Source organism: Apibacter adventoris (assembly GCF_002964965.1).
Lineage (GTDB): Bacteria > Bacteroidota > Bacteroidia > Flavobacteriales > Weeksellaceae > Apibacter > Apibacter adventoris.
On record NZ_PSZN01000018.1, the window covers coordinates 154,941 to 172,664 of the forward strand.

Genomic DNA, 17,724 nt, shown 5'->3' on the forward strand with positions numbered 1-17,724 from the left:
TGTTAGTTTTTTATTAAAGAGTGATTGATTATTCTTCCGTCTGATAAATAAATTCTTATATAATAAACTCCGGAAAGCTTATTTCTCATATTTATTACAGATTTTCCTTCTCTTGATATAAATGGAATATTTTCTAATATAGTCCCATTATAAGGAACTAATTCAATTTTAGATATTAGATCGGAAACAGCCGGTTCCCAACCAATAATCAATTCCGTATCTACCGGATTTGGATAAATATACGTTTCTTTTTGTAAAGATTTAAACGAACTATGTAAGGATTTTCCCTCAACATACTGGGATACACTTTCGTTTTTATATTGTCTTAAAATTTGATTACCTGAAAGATCATATTCAAAAAATAACTTATCTGATTGGGAAAAGATAAAGTTAAATAAAAATATAAACAAAAGAGAGTAAAAATGTTTCATATCATAGTAGTTTATTATGCTATATTTAAATGTATAAAAATATTTGTATATAAACATTTTTTTTATTCTATTATTTTATAACATATATAAATATTTTTTTTTACTGAAAACAAAATATCAGGAGTTCAATTATAATAAAACTCCTGATATTTTATATTTAAATTAGAAAAATTTTATTTCAACTCTCTGATTCCAAAATTATAAAGGGCAAAAGAAAATTTATCTGCTGTTTCTTCTAAAATTAAATCGGTAGGCTTTCCTGCTCCATGCCCTGCACGGGTTTCAATGCGTATTAAGACCGGATTGGAACAATCTTGTTTTGCCTGCAATTCGGCTGCAAATTTATAGGAATGTGAGGGCACTACTCTGTCATCGTGATCTCCTGTAGTTATTAAGGTAGCAGGATAGCATGTTCCTTTCTTTACATTATGCACCGGAGAATAAGATTTCAAATATTCAAACATTTCTTTATTGTCGTCTGCTGTTCCATAATCATATGCCCAACCTGCTCCGGCAGTAAAGGTATGATAACGCAACATATCTAATACCCCAACAGCAGGCAAAGCTACCTTAGCAAGATCCGGACGAATGGTCATGACTGCTCCGACTAATAATCCTCCATTGGAACCACCTGACAGAGCCATATATCCTGATGATGTATAATTATTGGAAATAAGATACTCTCCTGCAGCTATAAAGTCTTCAAATACATTTTTCTTGTTCAGTTGTGTGCCTGCATCATGCCATTTTCTACCATATTCTCCACCTCCTCTCAAATTAGCTACTGCATATATACCTCCGTTTAACAACCACACCGCATTGGAAACGGAAAAAGTTGGAAGTAAACTTATTTCAAAGCCTCCGTAACCGTATAATATAGTTGGATTTTTTCCATCTAATTTCAACCCTTTTTTGTAAGTAAGGGTCATAGGAATTTTTGTTCCATCTTTAGAGGCGTAAAAAACCTGTTTACTTTCAAAATCTTTAGGGTTAAAGTTAATTATTGGTTTTCTGTAAATTTCTGATTTCCCTGTTTCCGTGTTAAGTTTAAAAATAGTGGACGGATATATATAGCTGGTAAACGAGTAATAAATTTCTTTTTGATTATTTTTTCCTGAAAAGCCGGTCGCCTGGCCTAATCCCGGTAATTGAATAGTATGAAGTATTTTACCACTCAGATCATACTGTTTTACTTCGGTGTATACATCTACAATATATTTCGCAAATAAAGTTTTATTAGCCGTTGTTACTTGCAATACAGAATTTATTTCCGGAATTACGATTTTTAAATCAAGAATTTTATTGCCAATATGTGATGAATGTAATTTTACTAATTTTTGATTAGGAGCATCTTGATTTGTTTGTATATATATCCAGTCTCCTTCTGTAGTTACTACATTATAAGTGTTAGAAAACCCGGTTATAACAGGTATTATCTTATTGGAATTTTTGAAATCCTGAATATATAGTTCATTCCCTGATGTAGAATTTGCGGCTGTAATTACTAGATATCTTTGATCTTCTGTAATAGTTGCATTAATGTATCTTCTTGGAATTTCATCTCCTCCAAAAATAATTTTATCTTGAAACTGTGATTCTCTTATATCATGAAAATAAAGTTTATGATGTTCTGTTTTACCCGATAGTGAACTTCCTTCCTTGGGCTTATCATAACTGGAATAATAAAAACCCTCATTAGCTTTCCATGCTATATTAGAAAATTTTACATCATTTAATGTTTCTCCTATTTGCTTTTTTGTCCTGGTATCCCATACAACAACCTTCCTCCAGTCTGATCCTCCTTCTGAAACCTGATATGCTACAAGACTTCCATCTTTGCTGAAAGATATTTCACCTAATGAAGATGTTCCGTCTTCTGAAAATTTATTCGGATCTAAAAATATTTCTTCAGGTCCTCCCTTGGTTAATTTTCTATATAAAACAGATTGTGACTGTAATCCATTATTTCTGAAATAGTAAGTATAGTCTCCACTTTCAAAAGGAGCCGAAACTCTTTCATAATTCCAAAGCTTTGTAAGTTGATCTCTTAGCTGACTTTTATATGGGATTTTATTTAAATATTCAAAAGTTACAGTATTCTGTTCTTTTACCCATTTCTGGGTTTTTGGGGATTGATCATCTTCCAACCACTTATAAGGGGAAGGTATTTTTTCTCCAAAATATTCATCAGTTATATTTTGTTTTTCTGTTTCAGGGTATTTCATATTTTGTGCCTTTATTAAAAATGTTGAAACCAAACCTATGGTTATAAATTTTGCATTTATCATAAATTATTTTTTTATAAAGTATAAATTTACAAAAAGCCTTTAATTAAGTAATTAAAGGCTTTTCTCATAATTTTTTCTATATTTTTTAAATTATATAATTATATTCTGTTAAATTTTTAAATTCTTCTAATCTTGATTTATATTCTTGTGAGGTTAATTCCTGTAATTTTTCTGTACCAAATTTTTCTACAGTAAATGAGGCTAAGGCACTTCCTACTATTATGGCTTTTTTTAATCCTTCAAAAGAAAGATCTCCGGTTTGTGTTAAATAACCTGCAAAACCTCCGGCAAAAGTATCCCCTGCTCCTGTTGGGTCAAAAACATCTTCTAAAGGTAAAGCCGGGGCAAAAAATACTTGTTTTTTATTAAATAATAATGCTCCGTGTTCTCCTTTTTTAATAACTACTACTTCCGGACCCATCTCTTGAATTTTTTGTGCTGCTTTAACTAAACTAAACTCTCCAGATAACTGACGAGCTTCTGCATCATTTATAGTAATTACATCTACTTTTGATATTACTTGCATTAAAAGATCCCAGGTAGAATTCATCCAAAAATCCATAGTATCTAGAATAGTTAGTTCAGGTTTCTTTTTCATTTGATTTAATACAGATAACTGAACTGCCGGATGTAAATTTCCTAGCATAAGAATTTCGGAATCTTTTTGGTTTTCAGGAATTACAGGGTCGAAGTTTTCCAGAACATTGAGTTCTGTTGCCAATGAATCTCTATTATTCATATCTATATGATATTTTCCTGCCCAAAAAAATGTTTTACCCTCTTTTATCTCTTTTATTCCTTCAATACCTATTTTATTTTTTTGAAAAACCTCTATATATTCTTGAGGAAAATCTCCTCCTATTACAGAAACAATATTAACCTGAGCTCCTAATTTTGAAGCTGCTAATCCTATATAAGTAGCTGCTCCTCCTAAAATTTTATCTGTTTTACCAAATGGTGTCTCTATTGCATCAAAAGCAACTGTGCCGACAGTCAACAATTTCATAATTATTATCTTTAAAACAAAAACAGTTGCAAATATAGGCGTAATTGAAAGATGTAAAAAAGAATTTTTATATAAAATTCATTTTTTATTGAAGATTTTTTTATAAATTAAATCTATGCCATTAACAATATAAACTTAAAATTATTCTAAAAAATTAATTTTGGATAATCAAATTTTCAATTTTTTATAAAATCTTGTATTCTTAATTTACTATTAAGAAGCTTTTATTAGATTATTTGTTTTTATAATTAATTTATTGAAGTTATTTATTATTAAATATTTGAATATATAAAAACTATTGGCAAATAATAAAATTAGGATTTATCCTTGTTTGTATTTTTAAAGGCATATGTAAATCCAATTCCTAAAGTTTGTTTAATTTGCATTTTTTTTAGCTGATCATGATCATATAGCGCATTAAATGAAAGAATCGCTGAAACGTAATCATTTACTTTCATGTCAAAAATGGTATTAAAATTCATATCGATTCTTTCTGTATGGGAAAGATAATTGGTAAAGAAGTTTAAATCACTTTTCCAGGTTATATTTTTCATAATCTCCAATTCGTATTTAATTCCTATATAAGCACCTAATTCCAAATATTCAGAATCTCCATCATTACGCAAACCAAAATTTCCTTTTTTCTGTAATTTTTTATCTAAAACAAAGGTAGTTTTAGAGGTTATAGGATATAATGATAACTGAAATTTACCTTGAGGTTTATATTCAAAACCAACACCTAAAGTAAAATAGCCCGGAGCCATAAATGCAGACCTTCGGTCTTTAGGTGTGTAATTGGGGTAAGTATTATAATCATACCCATTGGCTATTTGAGTCTGTAAAGACATAGCTATACTTCCATACCAATGGTTACTAATCTCATTTCCATAGGTAGATGATATAAAAACATTATCATCTGTTTTTTTCGGTTTCTCACCTTCATTACTTAATTGCCCATAAGCTATACTAACTTTATTATTCCAAATATGCTTCCCTTTTTTGTAATTAAATTCATAATTAGTTTTTACATTCACCCCAAAAGAATTTGTTCCACCTGCTACCCAATTTGAAAAAGCATTTTGAGATAATGACAATGAATTTCTCCCTAAAACCTCCCAATTACTTATTTTTTTTGCTGAAAGTGTATCTTTTATTTCTGTAGAGGGTTTGTCTACTTTTTCTTGAGAAAAGAGAATTAAAAAATTAAACAAAAATAGATATAAAAAAACTATTTTTCTTGACATTTTGATATAAAGTTAATGAGTAGGAATTTACAATATATTATATTATCTAAACACACCTTTTGAAATTAAATCCTATTTATTTATTATTATATAAAACCGGATTTAATTCTTTATCATTATACATTTTCATTTGTTTATAAACCTTCATAAATTTATTACCTGATTGGTAATCTTGCAATAATTCTTCTATCGCGGTAGAAAGGTCTTTGTGTTGGTCTAATAAAATTTTTAATTTAGCCCTACATTTTTCTTGATGTTCAATTGAACTATCTTTTCTGTCAACTTCTATTTGCATATGATAAATTTTTAATGCTAAAATAGAGAGTCTATCAATAGCCCAAGCAGGACTTTCTGTATTTATCTTTGCATCAGGCCTTATTTTAACTTCTTTATATTTATTTAAAAACCAACTATCTAAATTTTCAACCCTATCTGTTCTTTCTTGATTAGATTTATCGATCCATCTTTTTAATTTTAAAGCTTCAGCCGGATCTATATTTTCATCTCTGATTATATCTTCTAAATGCCATTGTACAGTGTCTATCCAATTTTTTAAATAAAGAAGATGCTCTATTTCACCTTTAGGATAGGGATTATTTATAGATTGAAAAATATTATCTTGAATATGATAATCTTGAATACTTTGATTAAAAATTTCCCAAGCTTTTTCTGTAAATTTCATTAATGATAATTTAGTAATAAATTAAAAGTAGTTTTTATTCTTCTTTATTAGATGAGGATTGGGAAGAATTATCTTTTTTATCTTCAGATTTAGTAGCATCTTTAAATTCCCTTAATCCCGTTCCTAATCCTTTCATTAATTCCGGAATTTTTTTTCCTCCAAACAATAATAAAACCACTACTAAAATGATTACTATTGACATTGGATGCTCAAATAACCTCATATTCCTCTTTTTTTAATATTGACATCAAAGATAATAATAATTCTTTTAATGAATTCATTCTGAATTTATTATTTTTTTACATTCCTGAAATCCAATTAGATGGATTTTGAGGAACTGTACCTTTCCATACCTGAAAGCCTAAAAGAGTGTTATTACTATCATCTGTATAAATTTTCCCTAAAGCTTGACCTGTTTTTATTTTATCTCCTTCTGAGACAATAACCGTAGAAAGATTTGCATATAAAGTAAAGTAGTTCCCATGACTTATCAATACAGCTTTCCCCCCTCCCGGAATTATCATAATTTTACTTACCGAACCATTGAATACTGCTTTTGCCAAGCTACCTGAAGAAGCTGCGATTTCTACGCCTTGATGTTCAACTGTAATATTAGGGACTACGGGGTGTGGAGTTTTCCCAAAATGCGAGACAACAGTACCATTTACTGGCCAAGGTAATGAATTTTTATTGGCTTCAAAAGATTTAGATAAGGTTTCTGATGGTGATATTGGGGAAGAAGTGGCTCCTATTGATTTCCTTTTTTCAACTGCTTTTGCTTCTGCAACATCTGCTTCAGAGGTTTTTTTGGCTAATATTTTTTCTGCTGCTCTTTTTTCAGCAACTGCCCTTTCTGCTAATTTTCTGGATTCTTCGGCTTTTTTGGCTGCAATTTTATCATTTTCTTCCTTTTCTGCAGCTTTTTTGGCTGCAAGAGCATTTTTGGCTGCAATCTCCGCAGCTTTCGCTTTTTCTGCAGCAAGCCTTTCAGCTGCCAATTGATCTTCTCTTGCTTTTTTAGCTTTCTCTTCCTCTATGGTTTTTTTTCTTAATCGTTCTGCCTCTTCTGCTCTTCTTTTCGCTTCAGCTTCTTTCGCTTTAGTTAATCTTATTTCTTCAGCAATTATTGCTTGTACCTGACGTTCCAATGCCTGTCTTTGTAGTTGCTTTTCTTTTATTTTAGCAATCATATCGCCTTGTTGTTTAATATACTGTGCAACTACTACTTCTTTTTCTTTTTTCTCTATATCTAATTGATTTACTTGTACTTGTTGTTGAGAAAGAACCATCAGTTTTTCTTTTTTAGCCTTTTCTCTGGAATCTATAGTTTTTAAAATAGCAGCTTGTTTTTCATTAATTTCTGCTACTTTTTCATCCTGATATTCGGAATATTTTTGTAAATATTTAATTCGTCGAAACGCCTGCGATATATTTTTGGATGAAAGTATAAATAGTATTTTATTTTGTATAGATTTATTTTTATAAGATCGAATCAAAACCTCTGCATAATTTTCACGTAATTCTGACAAATCTCTTCGTAGTTTATTGATTTCTAACTGATTTAAATATATTTCATCTTCTAAAATGCGAGTTTCTTTTTTACCTGTTAAAATTAAAGCTGTTCGTGCCTCTAATTTTTTTGTAAGATTAGCTATATAAAGTATAGATGTTTTAGATTCGTTTTTACTAGCTGCTAAAGCTTTATTAAGATCTGAAATTTCCTGTTTTAGTTGTGCACTTTGTTTCTGTAATAACTCTTTTCTATTTGGCTGTTGGCTAAATACTAAAAGTGTAATAAAAAACAAACAAAAAGTGTATACTATTTTCTTTTTCTCCATTAGTTAATTTTTCTTTGAACATATCCTTTAGGGATTTCAAACGGTGTATCCATTTTTATTGATTCAAATTTATTATAATCTAAAGAAATTTTAGTCTCTTTTTTGTCTTTTATGAAAATTTTAATATTTTTTGGTAAAATTGTGTTTTCAAAATTCACATAATCTCCATAATTGAGTTTTAATAAGGATTGTGAATTTTTATCTTCTAAAATTACTTCTTTTAAATTAAAATTGGAATCATATGTAATTTGAATTGCAAAACTCCTTGCTTCGCCGTCTTTTCCTATTTTAATGGGTTTAGAAGAAGTTAATATATAATTGTTGTTATTTATAGAAAAATCATAATCCCCTTTATTTACAGGAAAAAATAATTTACCTAATAATAAATTTTCTATATTCTGATAATCAATAAAATTGATTTTTAACAAATTTTTAACGTAATCAAAATCTGAATCAATATAAGTCTTGTTTATTCGCTCATACATTTTAAAGCCTGAAGGTTTGATGCTTGCTCTGGCTAAAGGTAATAAAAGTGACGCATTTGCCCAGATTTGCTCATTTTTTTCAAAATATAAAGTTAAGTTTATTGCCGGATAGCTATTCCCTGATTCGATATCTGCACTTGCTTTTATTTTTAAATTTGTAAAATTTAAGGGAGCTGCAATATTTTTGAATAATTTTTCTTCATCTAAATTTTCAAACTTTATATCTTTTCCTTTTATAACCGCATTTTTTTGTGTATGACAGGACACCAATGCGAAGGTAATGACTAGTATAAAAACTAATTTCTTCACGTTTTTCTATTTTGATTGAAAATCCATAACACTATAATCTCCTAAACTCAAAGCGCTGGATACTCCAAAATATTTAGAGGAATTCCCAATCATTGAATTGTTAAGATTTCCATATCGAATATATGTATTTTCTTGTATTAATGAATTTTCTATATTACTATTATTAATTTTAGTACCATTTCCTAAAGACACATTGGGTCCTATTTTGGAATTTACAATTTTAACATTTTCACCTATGAAACATGGAGGTATGATAAGGCTATTTATAATTTCAGCATTATCCGGATATATAGAAACTTCTTGTTTTTCATATTCTAAAATTTTAGAATTAGTTTCTACGGTTGCATTTTTATTTCCGCAATCCATCCAATCATCTACTTTTCCTAAAGTAAATTTAGCTCCTTTTTCTCGCAAATTATCTAAAGCATCGGTAAGTTGATATTCATTTCCTGTTCTTATATTATGATTTATTAGGTGGTCTACTTCAGACATTAATTTTTCTGCTTCTTTAAAATAATAAATACCTATTATGGCTAAATCTGAAACAAAGTTTTGCGGTTTCTCTACAATTCCTTCAATAATTCCATAAGCATCTAATTTCACCACTCCAAAAGCGCTTGGATCTTCAACTTTTTTCACCCATATTACTCCATCAGAGTGTTTATCTAATTGGAAATCAGCTTTAAATAAAGTATCCGCAAAAGCAATAATTACAGGTCCGGACATACTTTCTTTGGCACAATAAATAGCATGTGCTGTTCCTAAGGGTTCTAATTGATAATATATGGAAGCTTTAGTTCCTAATTTATCTGCAATAGACATTAATTTTTTTTCAATTTCGGGACCAAAATCTCCTATTATAAATGCTATTTCATCAATTTTTTCATCGACTACTTTTACAATATCTTCTACTAATCTTTGAACTATAGGCTTTCCTGCAATTGGAATCAAAGGTTTGGGAACGGTTAAGGTGTGGGGCCTTAAACGAGACCCTTTTCCTGCCATAGGAATAATAATTCTCATATTCTGTTTATTAAAAAGATTTACTTATATATATTTTAATTATTTATTATTTAATTCCTGAACTACCGTAACCTTTATCTCCTCTTTCTGAATTATTTAGTTGTTCTACTTCCTCCCAGATAATAGTTTCATGTTTTGCAATAATAAGTTGGGCTATACGATCACCATCATTGATAGCAAAATCTTCTTTAGATAAATTTATTAATATTACACCTAACTCTCCTCTATAATCGGCATCGATCGTTCCTGGTGAATTCGGACAACTTATTCCATGATTAAAAGCCATTCCACTACGTGGTCTTATTTGCCCTTCATAACCCGGAGGTATTTCTAGATATAAACCTGTGGGTATGATTTTTCTTTCTAAAGGTTTTAGTAATATAGATTTATCCAAATTAGCTCTTAAATCCATTCCCGCAGAAAAAGCTGTTTTATATTCTGGCAACTCATGTTTCGATTTATTTATAATCTTTATCTTCATATATCTATTTCTCTTATGATAAGATTGCAAAAATACAAAAGTTTAACCGAGTAAAAAATTCTATTTACCACCACCTAACAACTTGTAATAAAACATTTTATAAAAACACAATATATAACATAAAAAAATTAATCATATAAAAAATCAACAATTTTAATTACCTTTACAAGTTATTAAAATTGTCACAATATGAAGGAACAATTCATTGAAGAATTTAACAACCGATATTCATATAAAGGGGATAAAATTGTTTTAGGTAAAGGAATATTTGAAGGAGAAGTTATTCCGGAAGTCGAAATTTCTGTTCCTTTAAAAATGCTTAATCGACATGGATTAATTGCCGGAGCTACAGGAACAGGAAAAACCAAATCTCTTCAGATATTGGCTGAACAACTTTCTATTAAAGGTATACCTACTCTTTTAATGGACATAAAGGGGGATTTAAGTGGTTTGGCTGAACCTGGTGATTCTAACAGCTCCAAAATTCATGAACGTTATGAAAAACTTAAAATGCAATATTCTGCGAAAAGTTTTCCTGTAGAATTGTTATCAATTTCTGATGAAAAAGGGGTAAGACTTAGAGCTACTATTACTGAATTTGGTCCTATTTTACTTAGTAAGATTTTAAACCTTAATGATACTCAAACAAGTATCATGTCAATTATTTTTAAATATTGTGATGACAAAAAACTACCTTTAATTGATCTGGATGATTTAAGAAAGGTTTTACAGTTTGTTACAGAAAATGAACAGGGAAAATCTGAACTTGTACAAAATTATGGATCTATTGCTTCAAGTTCTTTGAGTACTATATTGAGAAATATTGTTGCTCTAGAACAACAAGGGGCTTCTCGTTTTTTTGGAGAACCTAGCTTTGATACTCAGGATTTATTACGAACACGAGATAATTTAGGGGTTATAAATATTATACGATTAGCAGATATACAATCATATCCTCAATTTTTTTCAACTTTTATGTTGAGTTTATTATCTGAAATTTATCAAACCTTTCCAGAAGTGGGAGATTTAGACAAACCCAAATTAGTAATTTTTATTGATGAAGCTCATCTCATTTTTAATGAAGCTTCTAAAGTTTTATTAAATCAAATTGAAACCATAATCAAACTCATACGATCAAAAGGTATTGGTATTTATTTTTGTACTCAAGTTCCCGGAGACATCCCTGAAGGAGTTTTGAGTCAATTAGGTCTTAAAATACAACATGCTTTAAGGGGATTTACTGCCAAAGATAAAAAAGAAATAAATAAGGCAGTAGAAAATTACCCTACTTCTATATACTATAATACCAGTGAATTAATTCAACAACTCAGCATAGGTGAAGCATTTATTACATCTTTAGATGAAAAAGGAATCCCTACACCATTAGCTGATACTTTCATGATTTCTCCAAGTTCGCGAATGGATATACTATCCTCTTCTGAAATTGATACTTTAGTTAATAATTCTGATTTAGTTAAAAAATATGCACAAGATATTAATAAAGAAAGTGCTTATGAAATTCTAAGTGGAAGAATGAACTCAGACTATACCTATATGACTAAAAATAAAGAGATTATGTCTGAAACAAAAAATACTGAGAAGCATTCACCCTCTTTATTTGAAACAATAATGAACTCTCCTTTCGTAAGGGATATTAGCCGAACATTCATAAGAGAAGGCTCAAAAGCGTTTTTCGGCACCTTAGGAATAAAAAATAAAAGAAATGCTAAAAAATGATCAGAGGTTTTATTTATTATGAATTACGCTATTTTAGATGTTGAAACTACAGGGGGACAATATAATGAAGAAGGAATTATTGAAATTGCTGTTTATCGTTTTGATGGAGAAAAAATTACTGATACTTTTATATCATTGGTAAACCCTGAAAAAGAAATTAGTTTTTTTGTACAAAAACTAACAGGAATTACGCCTAAAATGGTTAAAACAGCTCCTAAATTTCATGAACTAGCCAAAAGGCTGGTGGAAATAACAGATGAAGCTACAATAGTAGCACATAATGTAAATTTTGATTACCGAGTAATTAGAACTGAATTTTCTCATTTAGGGTTTGATTTTGTAAGACCTACGCTGGATACTATTGCTCTAAGTAAAACTCTTATCCCTGGAATCCCATCTTATTCTCTCGGTAAATTATGCTCCTCTTTAGGTATTCCTTTATCTGATAGACATAGAGCTCATGGAGATGCTAGAGCTACTGTAAAACTATTTCAATTATTACTAGATAAAGATTCTCAAAAAAATATTATACAAACTTCTATAAAGCATATAAAATATCCTTCTTTAAATAAAAAGATAATTCGTTTATTGGAAGAACTCCCTCAAGAAACAGGAGTATTTTACTTTCATAATAAAGAAGGTAAAATAATTTATATAGATAACGATACTAATATATCTAATAAAGCACGCCAAATTCTAACAGGTAAAGGAAAAAGGACTAGACTTTTACAATTAAAAACAGAAACCATAAGTTATGAAATTACAGGTAACTATATTATAAGTTTAGTAAAAGCACAAAATGAGATAAAACTAAATCAACCTGAATTTAAACCACGTAAAAATTTATCACCTTTTATTTATGGAATTTTCAAAGAAAATTCTAATGAAAATTTTACTATTTTTCCGCTTAATAAAACGAATAAAAAACGTGCATTATTAGCCTTTTCATCTTATAAAAAAGCTCAAAATTTTATTAATCAAAACAATAAAAAGGACTATTTATTTTCGAAAAATTTATTTAAAAAAATAAACCCAGAAATACAAAAGAAAGAAAAATATGTATTACTTAGTGGAAAAGGTAGAACTTTAAGTGAAAAATCATTTTTATGGATTGAAAAAGGAGTATTAAAAGGATATGGTTATTATTCTCTTCATTCTCAAATAAAAAACATAGAAAAAGTAAAAAAAATAATGATTCCGGCTCATGGTAATCATTATATCTCATTATTAATTCGTAACAAATTATTTGTAAACAAAGGGTTAAATAAAATCATTTATTAATAAAAGCTATTTACACTTCTAATTTTTTTCATACCTTAGATATGAATTATAAACCTTAAAATATTTATTTTAAAATGTCACAAAAAAAAATATTAGAATTGTTAGGTAATAAATCAGATTTTTATCTGAAACATACCTGTAAAACTGTAGATAAAAAACTATTACACTCTCCTTGCCCAAGTGTTATTGATGATGTATGGGTTAATACTGACCGAAATATTCAAACTCTAAGAAGTTTACAAACAATTTTAGGTCATGGTCGTTTAGCAAATACCGGATATGTTTCTATATTGCCCGTAGATCAGGGAGTTGAACATACAGCGGGTGCTTCATTTGCTGCTAATCCTTTATATTTCGACCCTGAAAATATTATTAAACTGGCTATAGAGGGTTGTTGTAATGCTGTAGCATCTACTTATGGAGTATTAGCTGCCATGGCTCGAAAATATGCTCATAAAATACCTTTTATTGTTAAAATTAATCATAATGAATTACTCACTTATCCTAATACGCCAAAACAGATATTGTTTGGAACAGTAAAAGAAGCATGGAATATGGGAGCCGTAGCTATAGGAGCTACCATTTATTTTGGCTCTGAAGACAGCCGAAGAGAAATTATAGAAATTGCCGAAGCTTTTGAATATGCACATGAATTAGGTATGGCTACTATACTTTGGTGTTATTTAAGAAATGACGCATTTAAAAAAGATGGGATGGATTATCATTCTTCTGCGGATCTTACCGGACAAGCTAACCATATAGGAGTAACTATAAAAGCTGATATTATTAAACAAAAATTACCCAATATAAATGGAGGGTTTATTTCTATTAAATTTGGAAAAACTAATCCGAAAATGTATTCTGAACTTTCAACAGATCATCCGATTGATTTATGTAGATATCAAATAATTAATAATTATATGGGAAGAGTAGGCTTAATTAATTCAGGAGGAGAATCTCATGATGAATACGATGATTTAAAAGATGCAGTCATTACTGCTATAGTTAACAAAAGAGCCGGAGGAATGGGACTAATCTGCGGAAGAAAAGCCTTTCAAAAAACTATGAAAGAAGGGATTGAATTATTAAATACCATACAAGACGTTTATTTAGATAAATCTATTACTTTGGCTTAAACCAATATTTAAAAAAGACTTCATTAAATAGAAGTCTTTTTTTCTAAATATTATTAAATCAATGCTATTATAATTTTCAATTTGAATATTTTGTTCGCATATCAATAATAATTATATCTACACTGAAAGGTTTGATCTAATTATATGATTTTTTTCTTTTTTCTCTATTGAATTTATAAATAATTAAGACATATTTTTTTATTCAATAATAAAATTCACATATAAATTTTATAAACAAAATAACTTCTTTTAATTGCTAAATTTTCCAAGAATATTTTTATTATCTTATTTTTTTATAAAAAAAATTAACACAATAATTTTAAAAAAAACAAAATTTATAATTTTTGTTTTTTTATACATATATAAAATTTAATGATATTAAAAAAACAACTTTTACTTATTAGATTATTACATTTGTAAAATTGATATAAGTGATATATAAATAATGAAAGGTATACTTTTGGTTAATTTAGGCTCTCCTAAAACACCTACAGAAAAAGATGTACGAATCTACTTGCGTGAATTTCTAATGGATAAGAGAGTTATTGATGCCCCATGGATCATACGCAAAATAATTGTTGAGGGATTGATATTACCTAAGCGCCCTAAAGTTTCAGCACAAGCCTATAAAAGTATATGGTGGAAAGAAGGTTCACCTCTGGTTGTTATATCTAAAAGGGTATTTAAAAGTATACAGAAAAAAATCACTCATCCTGTTGCTTTAGCTATGAGATACCAAGAACCATCTATCAAAAAGGGATTACAAGAACTATATAATAAGGGAGTTACAGATGTTTTAATAATTCCTTTATATCCTCAATACGCTATGAGTACAACTGAAACTGTTGTTGAAAAATCAAAAGATATACAAAAAAAATACTTTCCTAATTTAAAATTATTTTTTTTACCTCCTTTTTATAAGGATGATGAATATATAAAAATTTTAAGTAAACATATAGAATCAAATCTTCCTGAGGATTTTGATTTATTATTGTTTAGCTACCATGGATTGCCAGAACGACATATTTTTAAAACAGACCCTACTAAAACGTGTAGATTAGATGATAGTTGCTGTATTGAAACCGGACTTAAATCACATAAATATTGCTATAAACATCAATGCTGTTATGTTACTGAAAAAGTCAGAGAAACATTAGGACTGGAAAAATCAAAAATAAAACAAACTTTCCAATCTCGTCTAGGAAGAGAACCATGGTTACAACCTTATACAGATCAGACTTTGATAAAACTTCCTGAAACCGGAGTAAAAAAAATTGCTGTTGTAGCTCCTGCCTTTGTTTCTGATTGTTTAGAAACTTTGGAAGAACTAGCTATTGCAGATAAAGAATTATTTTTATCTAATGGTGGAAAGGAGTTTCACTATATAGATTGCTTAAATGAAAATGAAAACTGGGTTAATTGGTTAATTAATCATATAAATTATTTTCTTAAAACTCGATGTAAAAATAATTAGATTATATTAAGTTTATTTTTTATTATTTATTTAGAAATTAATCTAATTCATTATAATTTCTTACTGCTATCCAACCTGTTATTTTCTTTCCATTAGTCAAGGTAATAACATACCAATAAGAAGAAGATTCAACTTTTCTACCTAAATATTTTCCATTCCATTCTACTATTTCATCTTTATTAATAACTTGTTTTTCAAATAGAAGTTTTCCATACCTATTATAAATTTGTATATGGGTTCCTACACTTAAATTCTTTAATTTCCATGTATCATTAATTCCATCCCCGTTAGGAGTAATTACATTTGGAATGTCTGTAATTTTAAAATTAAAAGGACCTGATGTACATCCTAACAAAGTTTTTACCCATACTTTATAAAATCCGACATTTAAACTCTCAAAAATATTAGATGATTGCCAAGTAAATGAATCTAATGAATATATATAATTTCCCTTAGGGTATACGATTACTTCTGCTTTTCCTTCAATATTAGATACTATAACTTGACTTATAGTAGGATATGGTATTGCTTTTACAGTAATCTGAGTAGTTTTAGTACATCCTTTATATTTTACCGTAAGATAATAAGTACCTGATTTTGTTACTACAAATTCTGATTTATTAGAAAGTGCATTAATACCATCTGACCATTCATAACTTTCAAAAACTTTATTTGATGACAATGTTGATCTATCTCCTTCACAAAATTCTTTCTCACCAATAATATGTACATCAATTTTATTTTCATCTACTTTTACACTTACTACTCCTTCACAGCCGTTCTTGTCGATTACTTTTAGGGTATATTTTCCAGGTTGATCTACCTTATGGATACGATTGGGTGATTCGCCTTTTATATTTGGGCCACTCCAGGTATACTTGACATATCCATCGTTCCCTTGTAATTCGGTAAATCCTCCTTGGCAATAGGTTAAGTTTCCTATGACTTGAGGATTCGGCTCGGGATACTCTTCTACTTGTACACTTACTACTCCTTCGCAGCCGTTCTTGTCGATTACTTTTAGGGTATATTTTCCAGGTTGATCTACCTTATGGATACGATTGGGTGATTCGCCTTTTATATTTGGGCCACTCCAGGTATACTTGACATATCCATCGTTCCCTTGTAATTCGGTAAATCCTCCTTGGCAATAGGTTAAGTTTCCTATGACTTGAGGATTCGGCTCGGGATACTCTTCTACTTGTACACTTACTACTCCTTCGCAGCCGTTCTTGTCGATTACTTTTAGGGTATATTTTCCAGGTTGATCTACCTTATGGATACGATTGGGTGATTCGCCTTTTATATTTGGGCCACTCCAGGTATACTTGACATATCCATCGTTCCCTTGTAATTCGGTAAATCCTCCTTGGCAATAGGTTAAGTTTCCTATGACTTGAGGATTCGGCTCGGGATACTCTTCTACTTGTACACTTACTACTCCTTCGCAGCCGTTCTTGTCGATTACTTTTAGGGTATATTTTCCAGGTTGATCTACCTTATGGATACGATTGGGTGATTCGCCTTTTATATTTGGGCCACTCCAGGTATACTTGACATATCCATCGTTCCCTTGTAATTCGGTAAATCCTCCTTGGCAATAGGTTAAGTTTCCTATGACTTGAGGATTCGGCTCGGGATACTCTTCTACTTGTACACTTACTACTCCTTCGCAGCCGTTCTTGTCGATTACTTTTAGGGTATATTTTCCAGGTTGATCTACCTTATGGATACGATTGGGTGATTCGCCTTTTATATTTGGGCCACTCCAGGTATACTTGACATATCCATCGTTCCCTTGTAATTCGGTAAATCCTCCTTGGCAATAGGTTAAGTTTCCTATGACTTGAGGATTCGGCTCGGGATACTCTTCTACTTGTACACTTACTACTCCTTCGCAGCCGTTCTTGTCGATTACTTTTAGGGTATATTTTCCAGGTTGATCTACCTTATGGATACGATTGGGTGATTCGCCTTTTATATTTGGGCCACTCCAGGTATACTTGACATATCCATCGTTCCCTTGTAATTCGGTAAATCCTCCTTGGCAATAGGTTAAGTTTCCTATGACTTGAGGATTCGGCTCGGGATACTCTTCTACTTGTACACTTACTGCTCCTTCGCAGCCGTTCTTGTCGATTACTTTTAGGGTATATTTTCCCGCTTCTGTTACCTCGCAGGTTGGTTCTGTTGATATAACATTATGTCCATTTGACCAACTATATTTTGAATAGATTTTGTCTGTGCTTAAAATTGTAGTTTTTCCTTTACAAAATTCCAATTTCCCTTTGATTTCTGGATTCAGCTCG

At 29.8% G+C, this 17,724-nt stretch carries 15 protein-coding genes; 4 read left to right on the forward strand and 11 right to left on the reverse strand.

Translation table 11 applies throughout. From position 1 onward, the window contains the following. Positions 1-2: 2 nt before the first annotated feature. The 10 genes from C4S76_RS07620 to dut all read right to left on the reverse strand — a co-directional run bounded on the left by C4S76_RS07620 (position 3) and on the right by dut (position 9,787). A complete protein-coding gene (locus tag C4S76_RS07620) occupies positions 3-431 on the reverse strand; it encodes a hypothetical protein (RefSeq protein WP_105193875.1) in 429 nt (142 codons plus the stop codon). A 173-nt stretch (positions 432-604) separates the two neighbouring features. Then, positions 605-2,719 carry a prolyl oligopeptidase family serine peptidase gene (locus tag C4S76_RS07625; RefSeq protein WP_105193876.1) on the reverse strand — a complete coding sequence of 705 codons (2,115 nt, stop codon included), beginning with the start codon at positions 2,717-2,719 and terminating at the stop codon, positions 605-607. A gap of 85 nt (positions 2,720-2,804) precedes the next feature. Continuing rightward, positions 2,805-3,725: a PfkB family carbohydrate kinase gene (locus C4S76_RS07630; protein WP_105193877.1), complete on the reverse strand. Its 921-nt coding sequence runs from the start codon at positions 3,723-3,725 to the stop codon at positions 2,805-2,807. A gap of 314 nt (positions 3,726-4,039) precedes the next feature. Further along, entirely contained in the window at positions 4,040-4,969 is a 930-nt protein-coding gene (locus C4S76_RS07635; protein WP_105193878.1) for a DUF3078 domain-containing protein, read from the reverse strand. Positions 4,970-5,045: 76 nt separating this feature from the next. Next, positions 5,046-5,651, reverse strand: coding sequence for a DUF4254 domain-containing protein (locus C4S76_RS07640; protein WP_105193879.1), 606 nt, complete (start codon positions 5,649-5,651; stop codon positions 5,046-5,048). Between the two features lie 34 nt (positions 5,652-5,685). Further along, positions 5,686-5,874 (reverse strand): twin-arginine translocase TatA/TatE family subunit, encoded by a 189-nt coding sequence (tatA, locus tag C4S76_RS07645; RefSeq protein ID WP_105193880.1) that lies wholly within the window; start codon positions 5,872-5,874, stop codon positions 5,686-5,688. A 76-nt stretch (positions 5,875-5,950) separates the two neighbouring features. Continuing rightward, complete coding sequence (locus C4S76_RS07650) at positions 5,951-7,489, reverse strand: peptidoglycan DD-metalloendopeptidase family protein (protein ID WP_105193881.1); 1,539 nt, start codon at positions 7,487-7,489, stop codon at positions 5,951-5,953. Then, entirely contained in the window at positions 7,489-8,283 is a 795-nt protein-coding gene (locus C4S76_RS07655; protein ID WP_105193882.1) for a DUF4292 domain-containing protein, read from the reverse strand. The genes C4S76_RS07650 and C4S76_RS07655 overlap by 1 nt, the downstream gene beginning before the upstream one ends. Positions 8,284-8,289: 6 nt before the next feature. After that, on the reverse strand, positions 8,290-9,306 hold the full coding sequence (locus C4S76_RS07660; RefSeq protein ID WP_105193883.1) for a sugar phosphate nucleotidyltransferase: 1,017 nt from the start codon (positions 9,304-9,306) through the stop codon (positions 8,290-8,292). Between the two features lie 46 nt (positions 9,307-9,352). After that, on the reverse strand, positions 9,353-9,787 hold the full coding sequence (dut, locus tag C4S76_RS07665) for a dUTP diphosphatase (protein ID WP_105193884.1): 435 nt from the start codon (positions 9,785-9,787) through the stop codon (positions 9,353-9,355). 189 nt (positions 9,788-9,976) lie between these two features. On the opposite strand from dut, the gene C4S76_RS07670 reads away from it, so the two are divergent. The 4 genes from C4S76_RS07670 (at position 9,977) to hemH (ending at position 15,415) form a co-directional block, all read left to right on the forward strand. Then, on the forward strand, positions 9,977-11,524 hold the full coding sequence (locus C4S76_RS07670; protein ID WP_105193885.1) for a helicase HerA-like domain-containing protein: 1,548 nt from the start codon (positions 9,977-9,979) through the stop codon (positions 11,522-11,524). Positions 11,525-11,542: 18 nt separating this feature from the next. Beyond that, positions 11,543-12,805, forward strand: coding sequence for an exonuclease domain-containing protein (locus C4S76_RS07675; RefSeq protein WP_105193886.1), 1,263 nt, complete (start codon positions 11,543-11,545; stop codon positions 12,803-12,805). Between the two features lie 74 nt (positions 12,806-12,879). After that, positions 12,880-13,941, forward strand: coding sequence for a class I fructose-bisphosphate aldolase (locus C4S76_RS07680; RefSeq protein WP_105193887.1), 1,062 nt, complete (start codon positions 12,880-12,882; stop codon positions 13,939-13,941). A gap of 445 nt (positions 13,942-14,386) precedes the next feature. Further along, positions 14,387-15,415 carry a ferrochelatase gene (hemH, locus tag C4S76_RS07685; protein WP_105193888.1) on the forward strand — a complete coding sequence of 343 codons (1,029 nt, stop codon included), beginning with the start codon at positions 14,387-14,389 and terminating at the stop codon, positions 15,413-15,415. 37 nt (positions 15,416-15,452) lie between these two features. Here the strand turns inward: hemH and C4S76_RS07690 are convergent. Continuing rightward, positions 15,453-17,724, reverse strand: a 2,272-nt coding sequence (locus C4S76_RS07690) for a T9SS type B sorting domain-containing protein (protein WP_146105714.1), incomplete at its 5' end; no start/stop codon positions are given.